The 23922-nt window shown below is 36.4% G+C and carries 20 protein-coding genes; 16 read left to right on the forward strand and 4 right to left on the reverse strand.

What is annotated here, in order from left to right:
* The first annotated feature begins 7 nt into the window (after positions 1 to 7).
* From modB to IGJ41_RS06410, 12 genes are all read left to right on the forward strand, one after another.
* Positions 8 to 679 carry a molybdate ABC transporter permease subunit gene (gene modB / locus IGJ41_RS06355; RefSeq protein WP_002357709.1) on the forward strand — a complete coding sequence of 224 codons (672 nt, stop codon included), beginning with the start codon at positions 8 to 10 and terminating at the stop codon, positions 677 to 679.
* Positions 676 to 1680, forward strand: coding sequence for an ATP-binding cassette domain-containing protein (locus IGJ41_RS06360; protein WP_002425862.1), 1005 nt, complete (start codon positions 676 to 678; stop codon positions 1678 to 1680). The genes modB and IGJ41_RS06360 overlap by 4 nt, the downstream gene beginning before the upstream one ends.
* A gap of 121 nt (positions 1681 to 1801) precedes the next feature.
* Complete coding sequence (locus IGJ41_RS06365; protein ID WP_153853809.1) at positions 1802 to 3904, forward strand: heavy metal translocating P-type ATPase; 2103 nt, start codon at positions 1802 to 1804, stop codon at positions 3902 to 3904.
* A 268-nt stretch (positions 3905 to 4172) separates the two neighbouring features.
* A complete protein-coding gene (gene zapA, locus IGJ41_RS06370; RefSeq protein WP_002357706.1) occupies positions 4173 to 4616 on the forward strand; it encodes a cell division protein ZapA in 444 nt (147 codons plus the stop codon).
* A gap of 19 nt (positions 4617 to 4635) precedes the next feature.
* Complete coding sequence (locus IGJ41_RS06375) at positions 4636 to 5184, forward strand: CvpA family protein (protein ID WP_002357705.1); 549 nt, start codon at positions 4636 to 4638, stop codon at positions 5182 to 5184.
* Between the two features lie 110 nt (positions 5185 to 5294).
* Complete coding sequence (locus IGJ41_RS06380) at positions 5295 to 7661, forward strand: endonuclease MutS2 (RefSeq protein WP_153853808.1); 2367 nt, start codon at positions 5295 to 5297, stop codon at positions 7659 to 7661.
* 97 nt (positions 7662 to 7758) lie between these two features.
* On the forward strand, positions 7759 to 8073 hold the full coding sequence (gene trxA, locus IGJ41_RS06385) for a thioredoxin (RefSeq protein WP_002357703.1): 315 nt from the start codon (positions 7759 to 7761) through the stop codon (positions 8071 to 8073).
* Positions 8074 to 8237: 164 nt separating this feature from the next.
* On the forward strand, positions 8238 to 10034 hold the full coding sequence (gene uvrC, locus IGJ41_RS06390; protein ID WP_002366633.1) for an excinuclease ABC subunit UvrC: 1797 nt from the start codon (positions 8238 to 8240) through the stop codon (positions 10032 to 10034).
* Positions 10035 to 10186: 152 nt separating this feature from the next.
* Positions 10187 to 10444 carry a DUF3884 family protein gene (locus tag IGJ41_RS06395; RefSeq protein WP_153853807.1) on the forward strand — a complete coding sequence of 86 codons (258 nt, stop codon included), beginning with the start codon at positions 10187 to 10189 and terminating at the stop codon, positions 10442 to 10444.
* Positions 10445 to 10548: 104 nt separating this feature from the next.
* On the forward strand, positions 10549 to 11448 hold the full coding sequence (locus tag IGJ41_RS06400; protein ID WP_002357699.1) for an ABC transporter ATP-binding protein: 900 nt from the start codon (positions 10549 to 10551) through the stop codon (positions 11446 to 11448).
* On the forward strand, positions 11441 to 12703 hold the full coding sequence (locus IGJ41_RS06405; RefSeq protein ID WP_173963532.1) for an ABC transporter permease: 1263 nt from the start codon (positions 11441 to 11443) through the stop codon (positions 12701 to 12703). The genes IGJ41_RS06400 and IGJ41_RS06405 overlap by 8 nt, the downstream gene beginning before the upstream one ends.
* 276 nt (positions 12704 to 12979) lie before the next feature.
* Positions 12980 to 14500 carry a MucBP domain-containing protein gene (locus IGJ41_RS06410; protein WP_104855429.1) on the forward strand — a complete coding sequence of 507 codons (1521 nt, stop codon included), beginning with the start codon at positions 12980 to 12982 and terminating at the stop codon, positions 14498 to 14500.
* A gap of 12 nt (positions 14501 to 14512) precedes the next feature.
* Here IGJ41_RS06410 and IGJ41_RS06415 read toward each other — a convergent pair whose 3' ends face one another.
* Positions 14513 to 15499, reverse strand: a complete 987-nt coding sequence (locus tag IGJ41_RS06415; RefSeq protein ID WP_104855430.1) for a LacI family DNA-binding transcriptional regulator — start codon at positions 15497 to 15499, stop codon at positions 14513 to 14515.
* Positions 15500 to 15640: 141 nt separating this feature from the next.
* Between IGJ41_RS06415 and IGJ41_RS06420 the strand changes: the two genes are divergently transcribed.
* A complete protein-coding gene (locus IGJ41_RS06420; RefSeq protein ID WP_104855431.1) occupies positions 15641 to 17035 on the forward strand; it encodes a 6-phospho-beta-glucosidase in 1395 nt (464 codons plus the stop codon).
* A 25-nt stretch (positions 17036 to 17060) separates the two neighbouring features.
* Here IGJ41_RS06420 and IGJ41_RS06425 read toward each other — a convergent pair whose 3' ends face one another.
* Positions 17061 to 17567 (reverse strand): hypothetical protein, encoded by a 507-nt coding sequence (locus IGJ41_RS06425; protein ID WP_162783010.1) that lies wholly within the window; start codon positions 17565 to 17567, stop codon positions 17061 to 17063.
* A gap of 245 nt (positions 17568 to 17812) precedes the next feature.
* Here IGJ41_RS06425 and abc-f point away from each other — a divergent pair, with 245 nt between their 5' ends.
* Positions 17813 to 19279, forward strand: coding sequence for a ribosomal protection-like ABC-F family protein (gene abc-f / locus IGJ41_RS06430; RefSeq protein ID WP_016615879.1), 1467 nt, complete (start codon positions 17813 to 17815; stop codon positions 19277 to 19279).
* Between the two features lie 40 nt (positions 19280 to 19319).
* Here abc-f and IGJ41_RS06435 read toward each other — a convergent pair whose 3' ends face one another.
* Positions 19320 to 20606 carry an NAD(P)/FAD-dependent oxidoreductase gene (locus tag IGJ41_RS06435; protein ID WP_002357691.1) on the reverse strand — a complete coding sequence of 429 codons (1287 nt, stop codon included), beginning with the start codon at positions 20604 to 20606 and terminating at the stop codon, positions 19320 to 19322.
* Between the two features lie 137 nt (positions 20607 to 20743).
* On the opposite strand from IGJ41_RS06435, the gene gdhA reads away from it, so the two are divergent.
* Both gdhA and IGJ41_RS06445 read left to right on the forward strand, forming a co-directional pair.
* A complete protein-coding gene (gdhA, locus tag IGJ41_RS06440) occupies positions 20744 to 22090 on the forward strand; it encodes an NADP-specific glutamate dehydrogenase (protein ID WP_002360402.1) in 1347 nt (448 codons plus the stop codon).
* A 181-nt stretch (positions 22091 to 22271) separates the two neighbouring features.
* Positions 22272 to 23621 carry a glucose-6-phosphate isomerase gene (locus tag IGJ41_RS06445; protein WP_002357685.1) on the forward strand — a complete coding sequence of 450 codons (1350 nt, stop codon included), beginning with the start codon at positions 22272 to 22274 and terminating at the stop codon, positions 23619 to 23621.
* A gap of 65 nt (positions 23622 to 23686) precedes the next feature.
* Here IGJ41_RS06445 and IGJ41_RS06450 read toward each other — a convergent pair whose 3' ends face one another.
* Positions 23687 to 23866 (reverse strand): hypothetical protein, encoded by a 180-nt coding sequence (locus tag IGJ41_RS06450; RefSeq protein ID WP_002357684.1) that lies wholly within the window; start codon positions 23864 to 23866, stop codon positions 23687 to 23689.
* Between the last annotated feature and the right edge of the window lie 56 nt (positions 23867 to 23922).

Below are 23922 nucleotides of genomic sequence, written 5' to 3' on the forward strand. Positions count from 1 at the left end.
TGGGAAAATGGATGTTCGACCAATTCTTTTATCTTTTCAGACAGCAATAATCGCCATTTTATTTACTTTTGTTTTAGGAACAGGCGTTGCGTATATTGTTTTTCGTTTGAAAAATCGTAAATTAAAAATTCTTTTGAATAGTTTATTTACGTTGCCATTAGTTTTACCGCCGACTGTTTTTGGTTTTTTTCTCTTAACTATTTTTGGTGTTCAGCAACCAGTGGGCCAGTTTTTACTTGATTTTTTTGCCATTCAAGTTGTTTTTTCGTGGCCAGCTACGGTTATTGCTGCCGTTGCTGTTTCATTTCCTTTAATGTATCGTTCAGCCTTAACGGCGTTTGAACAAATGGATAGTGAATTGTTGGCGGTGGCCCAGACACTCGGATTTTCGGAAAGTCGATATTTTAGAAAAATTGCGTTACCTTTGTCGATGAACGGTCTCTTGGCCGGTGGCGTGTTAGCCTTTGCCCGTGGGTTAGGCGAATTTGGAGCGACGACAATGTTAGCAGGGAATATTGCTGGCAAAACAAGAACGCTTCCTTTAGCTATCTACTCTGCTGTAGCAAGTGGGGATTGGCGCTTAGCCAATCAATATGTTGTAATTATGTTATTACTTTGCCTGATTATTTTATTTTTTACGGAATTTTTTAGTCAGCGCGCTTGGAGAAGATCGGAATGAGATTAATTGTTGATATTCAAAAAGAATTGAAAAGTCATACTTTGCAAATTCAGTTTGAAACAAAGACTCAAACAACAGGAATTTTAGGTGCTTCTGGTTGTGGCAAGAGTATGTTATTAAAATGTATTGCGGGTGTTGAGACTGCGGATAAAGGTCAGATTGTTTTAAATGATCAAGTCTTATTCGATGCTGAACAAAAGATCAATTTGTCGCCGCAACAACGAAAAATTGGTCTTTTATTTCAACAGTATGCGTTGTTTCCTCATTTGTCGGTAGTAGAAAATCTGACGTGCGTGACAAAAGATTTACAATTGGTCACTCAATTGCTTGCATCTTTTCACTTAACTAAAGTCCAAGAACAATATCCTAGTCAACTTTCTGGAGGACAAAGACAGCGAGTGGCTTTTGCGCGAATGCTAGCGGCTCAGCCGGCTTACCTGTTATTAGATGAGCCATTTTCCGCATTAGATGCACCCTTAAAGGAAGAGCTGCAAATTGAACTTCAACAGCGATTAAGTAATTTAAATCAACATGCCTTAATTGTGAGTCATAGTTTAGATGAACTGTATAAGTTATGTCAGAGTTTAGTGATAATCACAAAAAGCAAAACACTTTTTGGTGCAACAAATCAATTATTTAACCAACCTCAAACGATTGAAGCAGCTAAACTCACTGGTTGTAAAAATATTTGGCCTGTCAAACGCATAGATACGCACAGAGTCCAAGTGATTGGTTGGCAACAAACACTAATGGTTACACAAGAAGTTCCTATTTCTTGTCATTCTATAGGTATTCGGGCCCATGATTTCACAACAGAACCGCAGGCAACCAATCAAATCGAAGTGCATCACTTACAAACATTGTCAGCACCTTTTGAACAAAGTGCTTGGTTTCAACACCAACAAACCAAAATTTGGTGGAAAGGCAGCAATAGACTCAATCCGAAAGTTATTACTCAGTTATCCATTCCACCTACAGCAATTATGCCATTATGTCTATAAAATAGAAAAAGATTACGTGAAGCGGTTGACATATGATTGCATCTTCATTTATAATAGATTCATGAAAGGTTATTCATGTAAACGGAATAATCGCTATTATATAGGGAGTGAAGGTGTTTAAATGCAAAAGAGTTATAAACTAGAAGGACTTGATTGTGCAAGTTGTGCAGATAAAATTGAAAAATCTGTCCAAAAAATTCACGGAGTAGAAAAAGCGCGTGTGGACTTCATGGCTGAAAAGATGACACTGGAAGTTGAATCAGGACATGATTTAGAAGTCGAAAATGAAGCGCGTGCAGTGATTGGTAAGTTAGAACCAGATGTCAAAGTTATTTCTTTAAAAGATGTCAAAGAAGAAGAGGGACGTAATCCAAATAAGAATCGCTTAATTCGTATCATTATTGCATTTGTTTTATTTTTAGCACTTATTATCATTAAGCCAAGTAATAATTGGGTTGCTTTGGCGTCTTATTTAGTCGTTTATGTCTTAATTGGTGGCGACATTGTCAAACGAGCGGTAACGAATATTTTTCGTGGGGAAGTGTTTGATGAAAATTTCTTAATGTCTGTGGCAACGATCGGGGCATTCTTTATTGGGGAATATCCCGAAGCTGTGGCAGTAATGTTGTTCTACCAGGTCGGCGAATGGTTCCAAAGTGCTGCGGTTGATCAATCCAGAAAATCAATTGCCAAATTAATGGATATTCGTCCAGATTCAGCAAATCTTTTAGTAAATGGACAAATAAAAGCGGTCGCTCCAGATACAATTGAAATTGGACAACAAATATTAGTGAAACCAGGTGAAAAAGTTCCATTAGATGGTCAAATTATTGATGGCTCAAGTATGGTAGATACCTCTGCGTTGACTGGTGAATCTGTTCTAAGAACGGTCAAAGTCGGCGATGAAATCTTAGGTGGTTTTATCAATAAAAATGGGGCCTTGACCATTAATGTTACGAAAAAATTTGGGGATTCAACAGTTAGCAAAATTTTAGATTTAGTTGAAAATGCTAGCAGTAAAAAAGCCCCTGCAGAAAACTTTATTTCTAAATTTGCTCGTTACTATACACCAGTTGTCGTTGTTTTAGCTGTCTTATTGGCAGTGATTCCACCATTTATTTTCCCTGATACTTCCATTAATGAATGGGTTTATCGGGCATTAACGTTCTTGGTTATTTCTTGTCCATGTGCCTTAGTCATTTCTGTTCCTTTAAGTTTCTTCGGTGGAATTGGCGGAGCCAGCAAGCTAGGTGTTTTAATTAAAGGAAGTAACTATTTAGAAATTTTAGCGAATACGGAAACAATTGTTTTTGATAAAACTGGTACGCTAACAAAAGGAAATTTTGTGGTTCAAAACATAACTAGTGTTGTTTTACCTGAAGAAGAGTTGTTACGTTTAACAGCAACAGCAGAACAATTATCCACTCATCCTATTGCTATTTCTATTAAAGAAAGCTATGGCAAAGAAACTGTTCCAGCAACAGCAATTGAAGAGGTTGCCGGACACGGTATCAAAGCCACAATTGAAGGCAAAACAGTTTTAGTCGGTAATGCGAAGTTAATGAAACAATTTGGTATCGAAGCACCAGAAGTGAAGGAAGCTGGAACTTTAATTTTTGTCGCTATTGATAATCAATTTGCAGGCTACTTAGTGATTGCGGATCAATTGAAACCAGATGCCATTTCAGCAATAAAAGAATTAAAAGCTGAAGGGGTCAAACAAACTGTTATGCTGACTGGAGACAATCAACAAGTTGCAGAAGCTATTGCAAAAGAAGTTGGTGTTGACAAAGTTTATGCAGAACTTTTACCAGATGGCAAAGTGGATCGTTTAGAAGAGTTGTTAAAAGCATCCTCACCTAAAAACAAAGTTGCCTTTGTTGGTGACGGCATGAATGATGCACCTGTTTTAGCCCGGGCTGATGTTGGGATTGCCATGGGTGGTTTAGGAAGTGACGCGGCAATTGAAGCTGCTGATGTGGTGATTATGAATGATGAACCAAGTCGTATCGCCTCTGCGATTAAATTATCAAGAAAAACATTGAGAATTGTTAAACAAAACATTATCTTTGCGATTGCTGTTAAAATCATTGTTTTGGTACTAGGTGCATTAGGCTTGGCTTCAATGCAAGCAGCAGTGTTTGCTGATGTTGGTGTAACTATTATCGCTGTATTAAATGCTATGCGTTGTTTACGTGTAGAAAAGATGAAAGATAATAACTAAGCCTTAAAAAGTACAGCTGAAACAAACATTTTTAGCTGATTATCAGAGTTTGAGCGTGGGACAAAAATCACTTTGACTTTTTGTTCCACGCTTTTTCTCCTACACAATTTCTATTCGTTCTTAAATTGCCAGAGTTCTTGTAAAGAAATCTTTAAATTTTTCGCTTTGTGGCATATAATAAGAGAGAATTTGTACGAAAATTGCGCTTCGCTTTTTTTTCATGGTACAATAAGCAAGAATGGATTGATTTACAGGAGGGAACCTCAACATGGCATCAAATGAAAAAACACGATATAAAGCAATCATTGCAGACCATACGTATACAATTATTGGCCAAGAGTCAAAACAACATATGGATTTAGTCACAAAAATTGTCAACGAACAACTGGCGGAAATTAAACATCTTTCTCCGCAAACTGATACGGAACAAGCTTCTGTTTTATTAGCAATTAATGCAATTTCAGATCAACTAAAAAAACAAGAATATGCTTTAAAATTGGAAAAACAAGTAGCAGATTTAAAACAGAAAACCATTCGTTTGGCTGAATTAGAGAATCGTGTGCGCCGAATGGAAATTATCGAAGAAGAAGCACGGGATGTTTTGAAAAAGAATGGACAAGAAGATGTAGAAATTCATAATCATGTGGAAGCCCAACAAATTTTGAATGAAAATCGAAAACAGCAGATTCAAAATAAAGGTGTTTCGGAGTAGTTCCTGAAAGGATGACAAGATGTTAACAATACTTATTTTATTACTTTTAGCCTTTGGATTTTATACAGGAGCTAAACGAGGCTTGATTTTACAAGTGCTCTATTCAGTGGGTTACTTAATTTCATATTTTGTTGCTCGTACCTATTACAAAGAGGTCGCCTCTCATTTAGAATTGTATATTCCATATCCATCGGTTACGCCAACGTCAAAGCTTGTCTTTTTTAATCAAGAGATTTCTTTAGACTTGGACAAAGCCTTTTATTCAGCGGTTGCGTTTTTATTATTGCTGTTTGCAGGCTGGTTGGTCGTTCGTTTTTTAGCGATCTTTTTACATGGATTAACATTTATTCCAGTTTTGAAACAGGTAAATGGACTATTAGGTGGCGTATTAAGTGTTCTTGTGTTATACGTGGGTCTTTTTCTAGTGTTAGCTACGGCGTCAATGATTCCGTCAGATATTGTCCAAAATCAGTTTCGGTCAAGTGGCTTGGCACGAGGCATTGTAAAAAATACCCCAATTCTAACAAAACAAGCATATGAATTATGGGTTGAACCAATTACGAAATAAAGCTGAATGGGACTGAGATAGAGATAAGAAGTAAGTGAGCAAAGCGAAACTTCTTATGTTATGTCTCAGTCTTTTCAACAAATGAAAAAGTTAGAAAAGTAGGTGGAAAAATGAATCAGCGTATTCTATCAACATTAGGGTTTGATAAAGTAAAACAACAGTTGTTGCAATTTATTGTGACAGCTCAGGGGACAAACGAAGTTTCGGAATTATTACCAATTGCTGATGAAAATAAAATTCAATCATGGCTAAATGAAACACAGGATGGTTTAAAAGTTCAACGATTACGTGGTGGAATCCCCATTCCTAAATTAGAAAATATCCAACCACACATGAAACGGATTGAAATTGGTGCGGATTTAAATGGCATAGAATTAGCACAAGTAGGCCGTGTCTTGTCGACTACTTCAGAACTGACTCGTTTTTTTGATGAGTTAAGTGAAAATGAAGTTGATTTTGAACGATTATATATGTGGCGAGAGCAACTAGAAGTTTTGCCTGAATTAAATCGCCAACTCAAACAAGCCATTGATGATGATGGCTACGTCACAGATGAAGCTTCGCCAGCTTTAAAGGCAATTCGGCAAAATATTCGTCGTAGTGAGCAGACCATTCGAGAAGAACTAGATAGTATTATTCGTGGGAAAAACGCACGTTATCTGAGTGATGCCCTTGTTACTATGCGAAATGAACGCTACGTAATTCCAGTCAAACAAGAATATAAAAATATTTTTGGTGGCGTGGTGCACGACCAAAGTGCTTCAGGACAAACCTTATTTATTGAACCTAAACAAATTTTAGAAATGAATAATCGTTTGCGACAACAACAAATTGCCGAAAGAAATGAGATTACTCGCATCTTGGCAGAACTGTCGGCTGAGTTGGTTCCTTATCGCCGAGAAATTACGCATAATGCTTATGTCATCGGTAAACTTGATTTTATTAATGCTAAGGCGCGACTAGGAAAAGAACTAAAAGCAGTTGTTCCAGAAATTAGTCAAGCAAATCATGTAGTTTTTAAACAAGCCCGGCACCCGCTATTGGATCCAGAAAAAGCTGTAGCCAATGACATTTTGATTGGAGAAGAATATCAAGCAATTGTGATTACAGGGCCTAATACCGGCGGGAAAACCATTACTCTGAAAACGTTAGGTCTTTTACAATTAATGGGTCAAGCTGGATTACCTATTCCAGTTGAAGAAGAGAGTAAAATGGGGATTTTTACAGAAGTATTTGCGGATATCGGGGATGAACAATCGATTGAACAAAGTTTAAGTACTTTCTCTTCACATATGACGAATATCGTGTCTGTCTTAAAGAAAGTCGATCATCAAAGTTTAGTACTATTTGATGAATTAGGTGCTGGGACAGATCCGCAAGAAGGGGCCGCTTTAGCGATTGCCATTTTAGATTCATTGGGTGCTAAAGGAGCCTATGTGATGGCAACAACCCATTATCCTGAATTAAAAGTGTATGGCTATAATCGAGCTGGAACAATCAATGCCAGTATGGAATTTGATGTAGATACCTTGAGTCCAACCTATCGTTTATTAATTGGCGTGCCTGGCCGAAGTAATGCTTTTGAAATTTCGAAACGTCTTGGATTAGACAATAGTATTATTGAGGCTGCAAAACAAATAATGGACGGTGAAAGTCAAGATTTAAATGAAATGATTGAAGACCTGGAAAACCGTCGCAAAATGGCCGAAACTGAATACTTAGAAGCTCGCCACTATGTCGATGAATCGGCAGCTTTGCATAAGGAACTAAAAGAAGCCTATCAAGTATTTTTTGAAGAACGAGAAAAAGAATTACAAAAAGCGCGGAAAGAAGCGAATAAAATTATTGCAGAAGCGGAAGAAAATGCGGAAACCATTATTTCTGATATTCGCAAAATGCAATTGGAAAGTGGCCAACAAGGTGGTGTCAAAGAACATCAGTTAATTGATGCGAAAACACAACTTTCTCGATTACACCATGAAGAAACCAAGCTTGCTAAAAACAAAGTGCTGAAGAAGGCGAAAGAGCAGAAAAAATTAAAAGCTGGCGATGAAGTAATTGTCAATACTTACGGCCAACGAGGGACCTTATTAAAAGACAACGGCAAAGGACAATGGCAAGTCCAATTGGGCATTTTAAAAATGAACGTATCTGAAGAGGATATGACGCCTGTCGCTCCACAAAAAGAAGCAAAACCAAGAGTTACAACGGTTCGTTCTGCAGAAAGCAGTCATGTTGGCACACAACTAGACTTACGTGGCAAACGCTACGAAGAAGCATTGGCAGAAGTTGACCAATACATTGATGCTGCGATTCTAGCGGGCTATCCACAAGTAACCATTGTTCACGGCAAAGGAACAGGTGCATTAAGAACCGGAATAACGGAATTTTTAAAAAATCACCGCAGTGTGAAAAGCTATGAATTTGCGCCACAAAACCAAGGTGGTAATGGTGCGACTGTCGTAAAATTCCAATAAACAAGGACTTACAATAAGTAAGCAGAACACTCGCTATCTTAGAGATGACGTGTTATACTAAGCATGTAATAAGAGTAAAGAGTAGGAGGTTTGTGAAATGACACAAGCAATTACCGATAAAGATTTTGCAACAGAAACAGATGAAGGATTAGTCTTAATCGACTTTTGGGCAACTTGGTGTGGCCCTTGTCGTATGCAAGCACCCATCTTAGAACAATTATCTGAAGAATATGATGAAGACGAAGTAAAAATCGTCAAAATGGATGTGGATGAAAATCCTGCAACACCAGCAAGTTTTGGAATCATGAGCATCCCAACATTGCTATTGAAAAAAGATGGCGAAGTTGTTGAAAAAGCAGTCGGTGTTCATACAAAAGACCAATTGCAAGCAATGATTGCCAAACACTTATAAACGTTGATTAGTCATTACGAATAGTTTGATTCAGTCTGAAGAGAAATCATTAGCGATTGTCTTTTCAGGCTGTTTCTTTCGTACATAAAGTAGCGGCTTTTTTTGTTTAATTACAAAAAGAGGTGTATAATAGATGAAGCATTTTGTTAGAAAGGAAGTATCGTATGAACGAACGAATAAAAAATAAATTAGCACTGCTTCCTGATCAACCTGGTTGTTATTTAATGAAAGATAAAAACGGCACGATTATCTATGTTGGGAAAGCCAAAATTTTGAAAAACCGTGTCCGATCTTATTTTCGTGGTAGCCATGATACTAAGACAGAACGATTAGTCAGTGAAATCGATGATTTTGAATATATTGTGACAGAATCGAATATTGAAGCACTTTTATTAGAAATTAATTTAATCCATAAAAATAATCCCAAATATAACATCATGTTAAAAGACGATAAAACCTATCCTTTTATCAAAATCACAAACGAAAAATATCCTCGTTTAATGATTACTCGAAAGGTTTTAAAAGATAAAGCGTTATATTTCGGGCCATATCCAGATGTAAATGCAGCGAATGAAACAAAGAAACTGTTAGATCGGCTTTTTCCTTTGCGAAAATGTAATCCATCGCAAAAAACACCTTGTTTGTATTATCATTTAGGACAATGTCTGTGTCCCTATGCTTTTGATGTGGATCCGCAAGTCTACAAAGATATGGTGGAAGAGATTAAAGGGTTTCTCTCTGGTGGACATACAGAAATTCAGGACCGCTTACAAGAAAAAATGGCTTATGCAGCTGCACATATGGAATTTGAAAAAGCTGCAGAATTTCGCGATCAAATTAAAGCGATTGAAACAGTTATGACCCGCCAAAAAATGACGAATGTAGATTTAATTGATCGTGATGTGTTTGGTTATGCTGTTGATAAAGGCTGGATGTGTGTCCAAGTATTCTTTGTCAGACAAGGAAAATTAATCGAACGTGATGTATCGATTTTTCCATTTTATGATGATGCCAGTGAAGCATTTTTAACTTTTATTGGACAATTCTATCAAGAGAATGAGCATTTTGTGCCAAAAGAAGTCTTGATTCCTGATGACATTGATAAAGAAAGCGTCGAAGCTTTATTAGCTACGAAAATCTTGCAGCCGCAACGGGGAGAAAAGAAAAAACTGGTTAAATTAGCCAGTAAAAATGCTGCAGTTGCTTTAAATGAAAAATTCGATTTGATTGTACGGAAACAAGAACGAACAATTGGCGCAGTTGAAAAATTAGGCAATGCGATGAACATACCTGCGCCCATTCGAATTGAAGCATTTGATAATTCAAATATTATGGGAACAAACCCTGTTTCTGCGATGGTTGTGTTTATTGACGGACGGCCAGCTAAAAATGAGTATCGAAAATATAAAATAAAAACCGTCCAAGGTCCTGATGATTACGCTTCCATGAGAGAAGTCATTTATCGCAGATATTCACGAGTTTTAAAAGAAGGCTTGCCTTTTCCTGATTTAATTTTAATCGATGGTGGTAAAGGTCAAGTCGATGTTGCTAAAGATGTGTTAGCCAATCAACTAGGAGTCGATATTCCTGTAGCTGGATTAGCCAAGAACGACAAGCACAAAACGAGTGAACTTTTATTTGGTCCAAACTTAGAAGTTGTACCATTGGAAAGGAACTCACAAGAATTTTTCTTGTTGCAACGAATCCAAGATGAAGTCCATCGTTTCGCCATCACATTCCATCGTCAATTACGTAGTAAAAATAGTTTTGCTTCCAAATTAGATAACATTGAAGGTTTGGGACCAAAACGTAAAAAAAATCTTTTAAAAGAATTTAAATCGCTTAAAAATATTACGGCAGCCAGTGTTGAAGAATTAAGAAAAGCTGGGTTACCTGAAACTGTCGCAAAGAATGTGTATCGTCATTTGCACCAAGAAACAACCTCTGAGATAGAAAAATAAATGAAAATGAACCAGACAAATTAGGTGCTTTTCCTAATTTGTCTGTTTTTTTTTATTCAATTTTTTCATGAAAAGTTGAACTTTCAAGAAAATATGATAACGATTTCTTTCGTGATATACTAAAACTAACTTAAAAGAGAGGACGTCTGATCATGAAAATACTAACACCCGTTTATCAAATAAAATCTAAAAAAGTACCAAATCAATTACTGATTGATGAGCGTTTAATGAATGAATTGGGTACGTGGCTGAATCGTACAGGTCGAATTTGGGCCTGCCAATCATCAAAATCGGCAAAGGAATTTAAAAATAAATTTTATGAAAGCACAGGCTTGACCGCAAATGAAGTGCATATTTCTTCCGAGACGGATGGCCTTTTTCACTTAGCAGAAAATAAAGCGTCTGATTAAAGTGCAACATCTTTCCATAACAATTGTCATTGACAAGCCAACACAGGAAAGATACGATATGAGTAACTAAACAGCGGTTTAGAAAAAGTGAAGGGGGCGTTTATGTGTTAGAGGTAAAAGAGTTAGTCAAAACCTTTGGGGATTTTAAAGCAGTTGATCATGTATCCTTTACGATACCGGACGGGAAAATTTTAGGATTAATTGGCCAAAATGGTGCCGGGAAAACAACTACGTTTCGCTTGATTTTAAATTTTTTAACACAAGATAGCGGGTCGGTTTTATGGAATGGTCAACCATTAAACGAAAAAGAATACAATATTATTGGTTATTTACCAGAAGAACGGGGTTTATATCCTAAAATTACGATTGAAGACCAACTAATTTATTTCGCTTCATTGCGGGGGAAAACTAAAAAAGAAATTGAACCTAAAATTGACTTTTGGATGGAAAAATTTCAAGTTAAAGGCAAAAAAACGGATAAAGTTAAATCTTTATCAAAAGGCAATCAACAAAAAGTTCAATTGATTGCGACACTTATTCATGAACCGAAGTTAATTATTTTAGACGAACCATTCAGTGGCTTGGATCCAGTTAATGCAGAATTATTAAAAGACGGCATTATTGAATTGAAAAATCAAGGTTCTTGTGTCATTTTTTCCAGTCATAATATGGACAATGTGGAGAAAATCTGTGACCATTTAGTCATGTTAAAAAATGGACGCATGGTTTTAGATGGTCAGGTTCATGAAATTCGACAACAATTTGGTCGAACAAAATTATTTTTAGAATCACCGTTATCTGTTGAGGAAGTTGCTGCTACAGCAGGTGTGAAAGAAGCACACTTGCGACAAGATGGCGTCTTAGAAGCGACATTAGAAAACGCTGAAGTGGGCAAAGTGTTGTTTGATAAAGCGACAGCCAACGGCTACATTCCAATGTTTAATCAACAACCACCAACATTGGAAGAAATTTTCAAAATGAAAGTAGGTGGGCAAGATGAGTAAATTTTGGATTATTGCGACTGATGTCTATAAGAAAAATGTGAAGTCGCTGTCTTTCTTAATCATGATTTTAGCGCCATTTCTTCTTGTAGGAATTGTTTACTTAGCGGGCTCTCTAGCTAGCGGTTTTTCAGGAGATACTACCATTGGTCTGGTTTCGGAAAATCAAGCGCTCGTTAAAGAGTTGACAAAGAATAAAACAGAGGACTTTTCTTTCAAAGCTGTTTCTTCTGAGAAAAAGGCCCAAGAACAATTAAAAGACGAGAAAATTGATGCCTATTTACTTTTGGACACTACAGATAATCAGATTTCTGGTCAGCTTTACTCTGAACGCTCTTTAGGAAATGCAACCGAGATGCTAATCCTTCAAATGTTAAACCAATTACAAACAATGGCGAATGCCAATCGTTTAAACCTAACAGCTGAGCAAGTTGCCATGTTGAATCAACAAGCAACATTTAAAAAAGCCAAAATTAGTTTTGATGAAAATGGCAAAATAAAAACAGGAGAAGATAACACAGGGATTCAAATGGCGTTAGCAATGGGGATAACAATTTTGTTATTTGTCTTCATCAGCAGTTATTCTTCAATTATTGCCCAAGAGATTGCTTCTGAAAAAGGCACTAGAATCATGGAAGTTATTCTCTCTAGTACAAAAGCGCAAACCCATTTTTATGGCAAATTAACTGGGGTTATTCTAGTAGCTTTAACACAAATTTTCATTTACGGAGTGGCGTTTGTTCTCGGCTATTCTCAATTGAAAAATCTTGATTTTATGAAAAGTCTATTAAGTGGTATTTCACCACAAAGTATTTTTTCATCAACCTTTATTTTTACATTAGGCTTTTTCATTATTGGTATTCTCGTTTTTGCTGTTTTGGCAGCACTTTGTGGTTCTCTTGTTTCCAAACCAGAGGATACAGCAAAAGCAGTTCAGCCCATCATGTATATTGGTTTAATCGGTTATATGATTGGCATTACGTTTGGAACGAATGATCCACAGAATATCGTGGTGAAAGTAACTTCCTTTATTCCACTGATTTCGTCATATATCATGCCAGTGCGCTTGGCGACCGAAACGGCATCAACAATGGAAGCAATTGTCTCATTAGTGATTTTGGCAGTCTTTGGAATCATTTTAACAATCTTCTCTGCTCGTTTATACAAATCAAACGTTCTTGTATACAGCGAAGGCGGCATGATTCAATCCTTAAAACAGTCAATTTCTATTTTAAAAAATGAACAAAAGCATAAATAATAAAAATAAAGAAAGTGGGTAGTGACCCCGAAAAGTTAGATTTATAGGTCTAACTTTTCGGGGTCGGCTCAACTTGTTTCCCACTTTTTAAAGCTGAAGATAATCAGCTGAACAAAAGCATACCTTTCTTATTTATTGGAGTTAAAAATTTTTATCTCAAGTCCTTTTTATTTTATTTTTTTAGATTTTTTAAATATAAAAACAACAGTTTCTTGATAATGTGTTAAGATTATATCAGACTATTTTCGTCATTTTCACATTTTCAAGGAGGTAACAATGAATCGTTCGATAAAAATTTTTTTAAGTAGTATTTTCATGCTATGTTGTTTGGTTGCTACAAACTCTGTTTGGGCAGAACAGATGAACCACGCAAGGGTAACGTTTAACTATTTACCAATGGATCAGTTAACAAACCAAGAACAATCAAACATTGTTCAAGGTGTTCCTAATGAAACAATTTCATTTGATGAAGAAGAATACCAGTTTATTTATCAAAAAAATAATGTCAATCCATCTTCAGAAGAGCAGGGCTCTAATAAGAGCTTGGACCAAGATACTTCATTAACGAGTCTTGATCAAAATAAAACAGTTAATCGAGTTACGAAAACCTTACCTAAAACAGGTTCTTTGAGAACAAGTCAGTGGTTGATTGTTGGTGGATCAGTACTTAGTATTATGATAATCCTAGTTTTTCTATGGAAAAGAAAACGATTAAAACAAGTGGTATTGATTATCCTAGTGATAAATGGTTTAAGTATGATGAAAACGACAAAAGGTTATGCACTATCGACGGATTTATTGAAACCGATAGTAATCAAAGATATAAAAAAGGGAACTATTTTAAATGAGCAGCCACCAATAATTGAGGGGTATACCTATGTCGGTTATTTACACATGCATCGTAACCAAGAAAAACCACAGCCGATACCGCTTGAAAAAGGACAAGTTGAGATCCGTTATCAATCAGTACATGGTAAAACACTAGCAGATCCTACTATTTTAAAAGGAACAATTGGTGAATCTTATCAAGCTGAAACAAAGGAAATCGATGGGTATGTTCAAAAAGAAGTACAGGGCTCCGCTATTGGCTTTTTTAAAGCAGAAAAACAAGTTATCATATTTGTGTATGATGAAGTGGCTGCACCTGTCATTATCCATTATGTAGATGAGCAAGGAAAAGAAATTGCTGATAAAAAAGTGTTAACGGGAATAGTCGGCCAAACCTATGATGCAACAACTGCCGATTATTTATTAACTATCAAAGGCTATCTTTTAAATCAAAATGATTTACCAGAAAATGCAAAAGGAACCTTTACGAATCAAGCACAATCGGTAACATACAAGTATCAAAAAGAATTAGAAACTGCAAAATTAATCATTCGATTTGTAAATGAAACGGGAGCGCCGTTTACCATTAGTGATTTTACAACATTGAAAAATGGGGATTTCGTCCCATTGTATCCTAACTTGGAAAAATATACAGTTCGGATGGAACAAGAGGTAGCAGGTCAAACATATAATTATCAACAAAATCAATTGGTGGGACCAATCGAATTTGAGAAAAAAATAGGGGATCATTATGAATTACCACAAAAAATTCGTTTCACTATTCAAGATGAAAAAGGTCAGCCAGTTGACTATTTAATTAGTCAAAATACAAATGGTAGTTCATCAGGTGTTCGTTACTGGGAAAATTATGACGAGATTCCCACTAATTATCAAGGGATAATTCAAGATAAAGAAACAATTGTTACGTATCAAATAAAAGGCTATGGTATTTATGTACCTGAACCATAAAAGACTTAAGTATTAATACTCAAGTCTTTTAGGCACCGTTCGTCGTTCAACTAGACGAACGGTTAATTTTTTTTCAGGAATGTTCGTCTGATTTAATTGGTTGTATAGGTAAATAAATGAGTTTTCAGCTTGATACTGAATGGCATAATCAACAGTCGTAATATGCATCAACTCACTGACATAACTATTATCAAAGCCAATGACAGCGACATCGCGAGGAACGGCATAATTTAGATTTTCAAGTTCTGAAATAAACTCAGCTGCTACGTGATCATTATAAAAGGCCAAAGCTTCTGGCTTGTCGGTTAATTGTTGCCAGTAATGGGCAATTTTGCGACCAGAATGGTTAGTATACTGATCATTAATCAGCCACTCAGCTTGCCAAGGTGCCTGAGTGTTTTCATAAAAATCTTTCATTGCACGTTTTCGTGCGTGCGTGTTTAAATTTTCGGGATTACCGAGGACATGACCAATTTTTTGGTATCCTTGTTGTTGTAAATATTCTAAGGAACGATAATAACCAGAGTAATGATCAATGTAGGAAGAATATATATTGGGTGAATCGATACGATGCCAGGTTGCTAAAGGGCCATACGCGCTGTATGGCTCAATCACCGACCATTCATTTGTTCGTGTCAATAAAAACAAGCCATCTAATTGTTTGTATTTTAATTGGTTCAAGGCATCAATTTCTTTCTGCTGATCGCCATCTGTAAAAAATAAGGTTACGGAATAATTGTATTTTTTGGCAATTGAAATAAAGCGATTCAAGAAAATGCCTAAGGAACCTAAATAGCTAGGGGCTAAAAAGCCAATGGTTTTTGTGGCACCTGCTCGTAAATTCCGCGCCACATAATTCGGGGTATAATTTAATTCTTTCATTGCTTTGAGAATTTTTTCTTGACTATCGGCACTCACATATCCTTTTCCAGAAATTAAGCGAGAAACAGTCGATTTCGAGACACCGGCAACTTTTGCTACATCAATGATAGACGTCATTTTTTACCTCCAAAGTGGAATGTATTCTTATAAGAAGTATAGCATACATTTTTTTGAAAATAGTGCTTGACATGGGAACATTCCCATAATTTATCCTAAATATGTAAACGATAACAATTTAATCAAGGAGGAAGAAGACGGATGACAAGAGGAGCATTAAAAATTGCAACAATTGGTGGCGGTTCTAGTTATACACCTGAATTAATTGAAGGATACATTAAAAGAAAAGATGAACTGCCAATTAAGGAAATTTGGTTAGTCGATATTGAAGCTGGTAAAGAAAAATTGGAAATCGTTGGTGCGATGGCGAAGCGCATGATTAAAGCTGCTGGTTTAGATTGGGAAGTTCATTTAACCTTGGACCGTGAAGCAGCCTTAAAAGGGGCGGATTTTGTTTCAACACAGTTTCGTGTAGGATTATTAGATGCTCGCATTAAAGATGAACGGATTCCTTTGTCTCATGGAGTATTAGGCCAAGAAACAAATGGCGCGGGAGGAATGTTTAAAGCATTTCGAACAATTCCTGTCATTTTATCTATTATTGACGATATGAAACGCCTTTGCCCAGATGCTTGGTTAGTGAATTTTACTAATCCAGCTGGAATGGTTACGGAAGCTGCAATTAAACATGGCGGTTGGAAAAAAACAGTTGGCTTATGTAATGTGCCGATTGGTCATAGAAAACAAGCGGCCGAAATGCTGGGAATTCCAGAAGAAGACTTATTCTTTAAATTTGCTGGAATTAATCATTTCCATTGGCACCGCGTTTGGGACAAAGAAGGACAAGAGCGAACACAAGAACTCATTGATTTAATTTACGGACCTAAGCAAGAGCAAGAAAGTCATTTGAAAAATATTTTTGATGCGCCGTTCCATTATGAACAGTTAAAAGATTTAGGAATGTTACCATGTGGTTATCATCGCTATTATTATATTGAAGATGAGATGTTGAAGCATTCCATCGAAGAGTATGAACGGGGCGAAACAAGAGCACAAGTGGTTAAAGAAACGGAAGGTCGTCTGTTTGAATTGTATAAAGATCCCAAACTAGATTACAAACCAAAAGAATTAGAAGAACGGGGCGGCACACACTATAGCGATGCAGCTTGTGAAATGATTGCATCAATTTATAATGATAAACGAACGGATATGGTTGTTTCTACTGAAAACAATGGGACAATTACTGATTTACCGTATGATTGTGTTGTAGAAGTGTCTGGTCCTGTGACAGCACATGGCCATGAACCTTACAACTGGGGGGCCTTTCCGCCAGCAGCACGAGGAATTATTCAAAATATGAAAGCTATGGAAGAAACGGTTATTCGAGCAGCCATCAATGGTGATTACGGCGCAGCATTGCATGCTTTCACTATTAATCCATTAGTTCCTGGCGGCGTCATGGCGAAGACCTTGTTGGACGAATTATTAATTGCCCACAAAGCGCATTTACCGAATTTTGCAGATGCGATTAATAAAATTGAAGAAACACAACCAGAAACAGTCACATATGTGGCCGAATTAATGAAAAGTAATTAAAAAATATCGCACGCTAAAGATTCGTTTAGTGTGCGATATTTTTTTTAGAATAGGAAGCAAAGGATTCCGTTTTTTTCTTGACAGTAAAATGATAGGTTTGTTGGCGGAACAGCCACTGAATACCAGAGTAAATTAAAATTTCAGCAATAATAAATGTCGAAAGTTTCTGTGCGGAAAGGAATAATAGCGTTAAAATTAAAAATAAGACGACACAGGTATAAAAAACATGTTGCAATTTTTTAGAATTGATAATCGTGATTTCTTTGGTATCTTCAGTAACTTCAATGCGCCGATAAAACTGGAACCAGCCTTCATAGAACGTTAAAACATCCCCATGATCAGCCTCAATTTCAATAGGTACATTAGTAAAAAGTTTCCCTTGATGCACACCATTTTTATAAAATGTAAAATAGCGTAACGCGCCCCAAGCTGATGTTTTTCGTGTCAATGTAATCTTCATGGTTTTCACCTCCGTCTTTATTTTGCCATAGTTTGGGTAAAATTGTATCCTACTAAAGTCCGATTCTCTCATTTTAGGGTCAGAATTGACAAAAGAAAGCAGAGGTGTTAATGTGGGAGTAATTAAACGAGGAGGTATAATTGTATGTTGGCATCTATCAGAATTTGGATTGACTTTTTGACAAAATAAATTGAATAAATCTTATCAAAAAGTCTGAAATTAAAATTCATGGGTGACGTGTGTACTTTTATACGAAACTACAAGGATAGCGATTAGGCTGTCCTTTTTTGCGTACCCAAGATTCTTTCGTTTCAGAAATGAAAGAAGAGGGCAAAATGAAAAAATTAAGTATTCATCTGAAAGAAGTAAGTATTCACTTTTCGGGAAAAACAATTCTAGAAATTGATGAATTATTTGTATATGAAAATGAAAAAATTGGGATTATTGGTAAAAATGGCGCAGGAAAATCAACACTGCTCAATTTAATTATGGGTAAGATTCAATCAGACAAAGGAAAAGTTCAAAGATTGAACGACTTTCATTACTTGGCACAAGTAGCTGAAGAAATAACGAATGAACCAGAGAAAACTGACAAAAACTGTTTGCTAAATCAGAAAAATCAAAAACTAAGTGGTGGCGAAAAAGTCCAAAAACGCTTAGCAACATTATTTTCAGAGTATCCAACCGGGGTTATTTTAGATGAACCAACCACACATTTAGATAAAGAACATCGTCAGTTGTTAGTGGCAGATTTAACGTATTATTATGGGACCGTTTTGTTTGTTAGTCATGATCGCTTTTTCTTGAATCAATTAGCAGAGAAAATTTGGGAAGTTTCGGATGGACATGTCAAAGAATATTTAGGGAACTACGATGCGTATTGTCGTCAAAAAGAATTGGAACAGCAAACACAATATAATGTCTATCATCAATATCAAAAGGAAAAGAAAAAATTACAGGAATCTTACGCAAAGAAACAAGCACAAGCGCAAAAATCTAGTCATGTTTCAAAAAAACAAAAACAAAAGCAAATTAAACCTAGTCGTTTAGCTGGTTCTAAACAAAAAGATACCGTACAAAAAGCACTCCAAAAACAAGCGAAAGCGATTAATGCCAGAATTGACAGATTACCCGATGTTGCGCAAGCAAAACAAGAGCGAAAAATTATTTTTCCTACTAATAATCAGTTCTCTTTATACAATCCATATCCAATTAGAATTGAAAATTTAACTTTCGCTTATGAGAATCGAACAATTCTTAACCAAGTGAACGTTCAAATTCCTTTAAACGAAAAAATAGCACTTTGTGGAAAAAATGGTGCTGGGAAGAGTACTTTCCTTCAACAAATTGAAGCTCGTCACCCGGCCATTTACTTTTCTCCCAAAGTCCGGTTAGGAACGTATCATCAATTAGATTATCGATTAAAAAATGATGAACCACTGTTGACTTATTTATTGAAACGGACAAATTATTCTGAAAAGATTGTGCGTTCACTTTTATATCGGCTAGGTTTTCAACAAGAAAATTTACAGACAAAGATATCTTCTCTAAGTGGTGGCGAAGCCATAAAAATTACTTTGGCGCAATTATTTATAGAACCAAATAATATCATCTTATTGGATGAACCCACCAATTTTCTTGATTTAGAGACAATCCAAGCACTTGAAGAATTTATAAGTGCCTATCAAGGAACAGTAATTTTCACCTCGCATGATGAAACGTTTGTGGAAAAAGTAGCCACCCGCACTATTTATTTAGAAAACGGGAAAATTATTGATAAATAAAAAAAGTAAACAAAAAGTCGCTATTTTAGCGACTTTTTGTTTAGACTTCTTCAATTGGTAAATAGGTGTATTCTGCAATTTCTGCGGCATGGGAGCCAGCAACATGTCCAGTGACAAATGCAGCTGTAACATTGTAGCCTCCAGTATAGCCATTAATATCTAAAAGTTCACCAGCAAAAAATAAACCATTGACTAATTTGCTCTCCATTGTTTTAGGGGTCACTTCTTTGAGGGAAATCCCACCGCCTGTGACAAAAGATTTTTCCAAAGGCAATGTTTTCGTAACAGTGAACTGAAAGTCTTTCAGTAGTTCCACAAAGGAAAGACGTTGCTTTTCTGTCAGTTGTTTGGCAGGCACTTCTTCAATTGCTAGTTTCTCTAGATAAAAAGTAAGCAGACGTTCTGGTATTAAAGAATGAAAGGCATTTTTTGCCACTTTATTTGGCTGTTCCTCAATCATGTAATCAACATTTTTCAGCACTTCTTCAAAAGATTTTGTCGGAAACACATCCAAGGCTACCGTGACAGGTTGATTACCGTTGCGAGTTAATTCTTGGTTAATAAAACTAGAACAGCGGAGCGCGGCAGGTCCTGAAATGCCAAAATGTGTAAACAGCATATCCATTTGATGATTAACTAAAGGTTTTCCTTTTTGGTTCAAAACAGTTAAATTAACATCTTGTAAAGAGAGACCTTGCAACGTTTTATCAAGGATAAAAGGTTCTTCAGAAATAATAGGTGATTCGGTAGGGTAGAGTGGGCTGATGGTATGCCCCATTTTTTTGGCTAGTTTATAGCCATCACCAGTTGCTCCTGTGGAAGGATAAGTGCGGCCGCCAGTTGTTAATACAACACACGGCGCATAAATTTTTTCCAGTTCGGTTTCAACGCCAATTATTTGATCGTCTTTTCGTAGTAATTTTGTGACCTGTGTTTTTGTAAAAACAGTGACTCCTAATTCGTTAATGCGGTTAAATAGCGCATCAACAATTGACTTCGATTTATCTGTAACAGGGAACATGCGTCCGTGATCTTCTTCTTTTAAGTGAATACCATTGGATTCAAAAAAGTTCATGATATCATAGTTATCAAATTGTGAAAATGCGCTGTATAAAAATTTTCCATTCCCAGGAATAAATGAAATGATTTCTTCTGCGGGCCGATTATTAGTTACATTACAGCGGCCGCCACCAGTCATTAATAATTTTTTCCCAACACGGCGATTTTTTTCAATCAATAATACTTGAGCGCCTGCTTCTGCGGCCGCAATCGTGGCCATCATACCGCTCGTCCCAGCACCGACAATAATTACATCAAATTTCTTCATAGTTCTCCTCCAATTCAATAGGTAGTGTACCATAATTACGGGATTTTTTCTGGATTTAAGGAAAAAATAAACGTTTGACTATGGTAATTTTTGAATTTTCAGTTAAAATAAACCTATAACAATGAGAGGATGATTAAATGGACGCAAAACAATATGTTAAAAATATTCAAGAAAAAATTCACCAATTAGACCAAGGTCAAACAGAATATTTACAAGCAGTCGATGAGTTTTTACCAACCGTAGAAGGTTTTTTAGAAAAAAATCCTCAATACATTGAAGCAAATGTTTTAGGTGTCTTGATTGAACCTGAACGTATTTTTCAATTTCGTGTGCCGTGGCAAGATGATCAGGGCAATTGGCATGTGAACAGAGGCTATCGTGTCCAATATAATTCAGCGATTGGACCATACAAAGGTGGTTTGCGGTTTCATCCAAGTGTGAATTTAAGTGTGATGAAGTTTTTGGCCTTTGAACAAATTTTTAAAAATAGTTTAACTGGTTTGCCAATCGGTGGCGGCAAAGGCGGTAGTGATTTTGATCCAAAAGGTAAGTCAGATGCTGAAGTGATGCGCTTCTGTCAAAGTTTCATGACCGAACTTCAAAAACATATTGGTCCAAGTACAGATGTTCCAGCAGGCGATATTGGCGTAGGCGCTCGTGAAATTGGTTATTTGTTTGGCATGTATAAACGCTTGCGCAACTATGATGCAGGAGTGTTGACTGGAAAACCTTTAGGATACTGGGGAAGCCAAGCAAGAACAGAAGCGACGGGTTATGGAACGGTTTATTTTGTTAAACATTTATTAGCAGATAAAAACGATACGTTTGAAGGCAAAAAAGTCGCTGTTTCTGGTAGCGGGAATGTCGCAATTTATGCCATGGAAAAAGCAACTGAGCTAGGCGCCACAGTAATCACATGTTCCGATTCGTCTGGTTTTGTCTATGATCCAGAAGGAATTGATGTGGCGTTAGTAAAAGAACTAAAAGAAAAAAATCGTGAACGCATTTCAAAATATGTTGAAACACGTAAAGGCGCAACTTATTATGATAAAGAATCTGTTTGGGATTTCGAAACAGCGTATGACATTGCGTTACCATGTGCAACACAAAATGAAATCAACGAAAAGCAAGCCGCTATTTTAGTGAAAAATGGAGTGAAAGTCGTGGCAGAAGGCGCAAATATGCCTTGTACACTAGAAGCAGTCGCCGTTTTTGCTAAATCAGCTGTAATTTATTGTCCAGGCAAAGCCGCTAATGCAGGTGGTGTTGCGGTTTCTGCATTAGAGATGAGCCAAAATGCTGAACGTTTAGCTTGGTCCTTTGAAAAAGTTGACGGTATGCTAGATCAAATTATGCAAAACATTTATGAGACTTGTCGTGATACAGCTAACGAATATCAGGCACGAGATAACTTTGTTTTAGGTGCGAATATTGCTGGCTTTGAAAAAGTAGCGGCAGCGATGCTGAGTCAAGGACTTGTTTAATAACAAAAAATGCTAGGATTTCCTAGCATTTTTTCTTGGTTTGTTTGATTAAGAGAATAAATATCTCTAATTAAATAGTTAAAATTAAACAATTGGTCTATCCAAAAGAATTTGCTTGAAAAAATGTCTAAAAACACGTAAAGTATACATGTAGTAAGTTTACTTTCGAGGAGGAAAAGGAATGTCACACATTCAATTAGATTATTCCAAATTAGCACCATTTGTTGCTGACCATGAATTGGAATACATGCAAACACAAGTCACTGCAGTGGACAAAGCATTACGTGAAGGTACAGGAGCTGGTAATGATTTTACTGGCTGGATTGATTTACCAGAAAACTATGACAAAGAAGAATTCGCGCGCATTAAAAAAGCAGCAGCAAAAATTCAATCTGACTCTGAGGTATTAGTAGTCATTGGTATCGGTGGTTCATATTTAGGTGCCCGTGCAGCAATTGAATTTTTGACACATTCATTTAATAATCTATTATCAAAAGAAGAACGGAAAGCGCCACAAATCTTCTTTGCTGGAAATAGCATCAGCTCAACTTATTTAGCTGATTTAATCAATGTGATTGGTGATCGTGATTTTTCTGTCAACGTTATTTCAAAATCTGGAACGACGACAGAACCAGCGATTGCTTTCCGCGTCTTTAAAGAGTTATTAATTAATAAATATGGCAAAGAAGAAGCCAATAAACGTATTTATGCGACAACTGACCGTGCTAAAGGAGCAGTAAAAGTTGAAGCTGATGCGGAAGGTTGGGAAACATTTGTGATTCCTGATGATGTGGGCGGCCGTTTCACTGTTTTAACGCCAGTAGGTCTTTTACCAATCGCTGTTAGCGGTGCGGATATTGATCGTTTAATGGAAGGTGCAAATGATGCACGTAAAGAATACGGCGCAACGAGCGACTTAAAAGAAAACCAAGCCTATCAATATGCTGCGTTACGTAACATTTTATATCGTAAAGGCAAAACAACTGAAATGTTAATTAACTATGAGCCTGGCATGCACTATTTCTCTGAATGGTGGAAACAATTATACGGTGAATCAGAAGGAAAAGATGGCAAAGGTATTTTCCCAGCAGCCGCAGACTTTTCAACTGACTTACATTCCATGGGTCAATATGTTCAAGAAGGTATGCGTAACTTATTTGAAACAGTGGTTAAAATTGAAAATCCACGCCATAGCATTTCAATTCCAGAACAAAATGAAGATCTAGATGGCCTAGGCTATTTACAAGGAAAAGAAATCGACTTCGTCAATACAAAAGCGTTCGAAGGTACGTTGCTTGCTCACACAGATGGTGGTGTGCCAAACATGATCGTTAAAGTGCCAACAATGGATGCTTATTCATTAGGTTATGTTATGTACTTCTTCGAAATTGCGGTGGGCATCTCAGGTTACTTAAATGGGGTTAATCCATTTGACCAACCAGGTGTTGAAGCTTACAAACGCAACATGTTCGCTTTATTAGGTAAACCAGGTTTTGAAGAATTAGCAAAAGATTTAAATGCACGTCTATAATTTGTAAATAACAGAAGAAAAGAGCCAGAAACACTTACGTTTCTGGCTCTTTTCTTCTGTTTAAATTATTTTTCCAATGGTTCGTTCCATTTTTTAGGACTCCAAATGGTTCCTTCCAATGCAACTTGAAGACTTTCATTATCATCTTCTAATTGTTCAATATATTTGATGGTTTCCTCGATAATAAAAGAGTTGGGTTCTTCGCTGATTGACTGAAGTTGTTCTGCTAACCATGTATTTCTCATTTTTCTTCACCTCAAAATGTAGTCTATCATAGGTGAGCTTTTTAGTAATGAAACTT

This window comes from Enterococcus sp. DIV1537a (assembly GCF_051712085.1).
GTDB lineage: Bacteria > Bacillota > Bacilli > Lactobacillales > Enterococcaceae > Enterococcus > Enterococcus faecalis.

Coding starts and splice junctions, on each gene's coding strand:
- uvrC (WP_002366633.1), top strand. CDS start 8,238: ATGAACGAACGAATAAAAAATAAATTAGCACTGCTTCCTGATCAACCT.
- abc-f (WP_016615879.1), top strand. CDS start 17,813: ATGAAAGAAGAGGGCAAAATGAAAAAATTAAGTATTCATCTGAAAGAA.
- trxA (WP_002357703.1), top strand. CDS start 7,759: ATGACACAAGCAATTACCGATAAAGATTTTGCAACAGAAACAGATGAA.
- IGJ41_RS06435 (WP_002357691.1), bottom strand. CDS start 20,606: ATGAAGAAATTTGATGTAATTATTGTCGGTGCTGGGACGAGCGGTATG.
- modB (WP_002357709.1), top strand. CDS start 8: ATGGATGTTCGACCAATTCTTTTATCTTTTCAGACAGCAATAATCGCC.
- IGJ41_RS06395 (WP_153853807.1), top strand. CDS start 10,187: ATGAAAATACTAACACCCGTTTATCAAATAAAATCTAAAAAAGTACCA.
- IGJ41_RS06450 (WP_002357684.1), bottom strand. CDS start 23,866: ATGAGAAATACATGGTTAGCAGAACAACTTCAGTCAATCAGCGAAGAA.
- IGJ41_RS06365 (WP_153853809.1), top strand. CDS start 1,802: ATGCAAAAGAGTTATAAACTAGAAGGACTTGATTGTGCAAGTTGTGCA.
- IGJ41_RS06405 (WP_173963532.1), top strand. CDS start 11,441: ATGAGTAAATTTTGGATTATTGCGACTGATGTCTATAAGAAAAATGTG.
- IGJ41_RS06380 (WP_153853808.1), top strand. CDS start 5,295: ATGAATCAGCGTATTCTATCAACATTAGGGTTTGATAAAGTAAAACAA.
- IGJ41_RS06375 (WP_002357705.1), top strand. CDS start 4,636: ATGTTAACAATACTTATTTTATTACTTTTAGCCTTTGGATTTTATACA.
- IGJ41_RS06415 (WP_104855430.1), bottom strand. CDS start 15,499: ATGACGTCTATCATTGATGTAGCAAAAGTTGCCGGTGTCTCGAAATCG.
- IGJ41_RS06425 (WP_162783010.1), bottom strand. CDS start 17,567: ATGAGAGAATCGGACTTTAGTAGGATACAATTTTACCCAAACTATGGC.
- IGJ41_RS06420 (WP_104855431.1), top strand. CDS start 15,641: ATGACAAGAGGAGCATTAAAAATTGCAACAATTGGTGGCGGTTCTAGT.
- IGJ41_RS06410 (WP_104855429.1), top strand. CDS start 12,980: ATGAATCGTTCGATAAAAATTTTTTTAAGTAGTATTTTCATGCTATGT.
- IGJ41_RS06360 (WP_002425862.1), top strand. CDS start 676: ATGAGATTAATTGTTGATATTCAAAAAGAATTGAAAAGTCATACTTTG.
- IGJ41_RS06445 (WP_002357685.1), top strand. CDS start 22,272: ATGTCACACATTCAATTAGATTATTCCAAATTAGCACCATTTGTTGCT.
- zapA (WP_002357706.1), top strand. CDS start 4,173: ATGGCATCAAATGAAAAAACACGATATAAAGCAATCATTGCAGACCAT.
- gdhA (WP_002360402.1), top strand. CDS start 20,744: ATGGACGCAAAACAATATGTTAAAAATATTCAAGAAAAAATTCACCAA.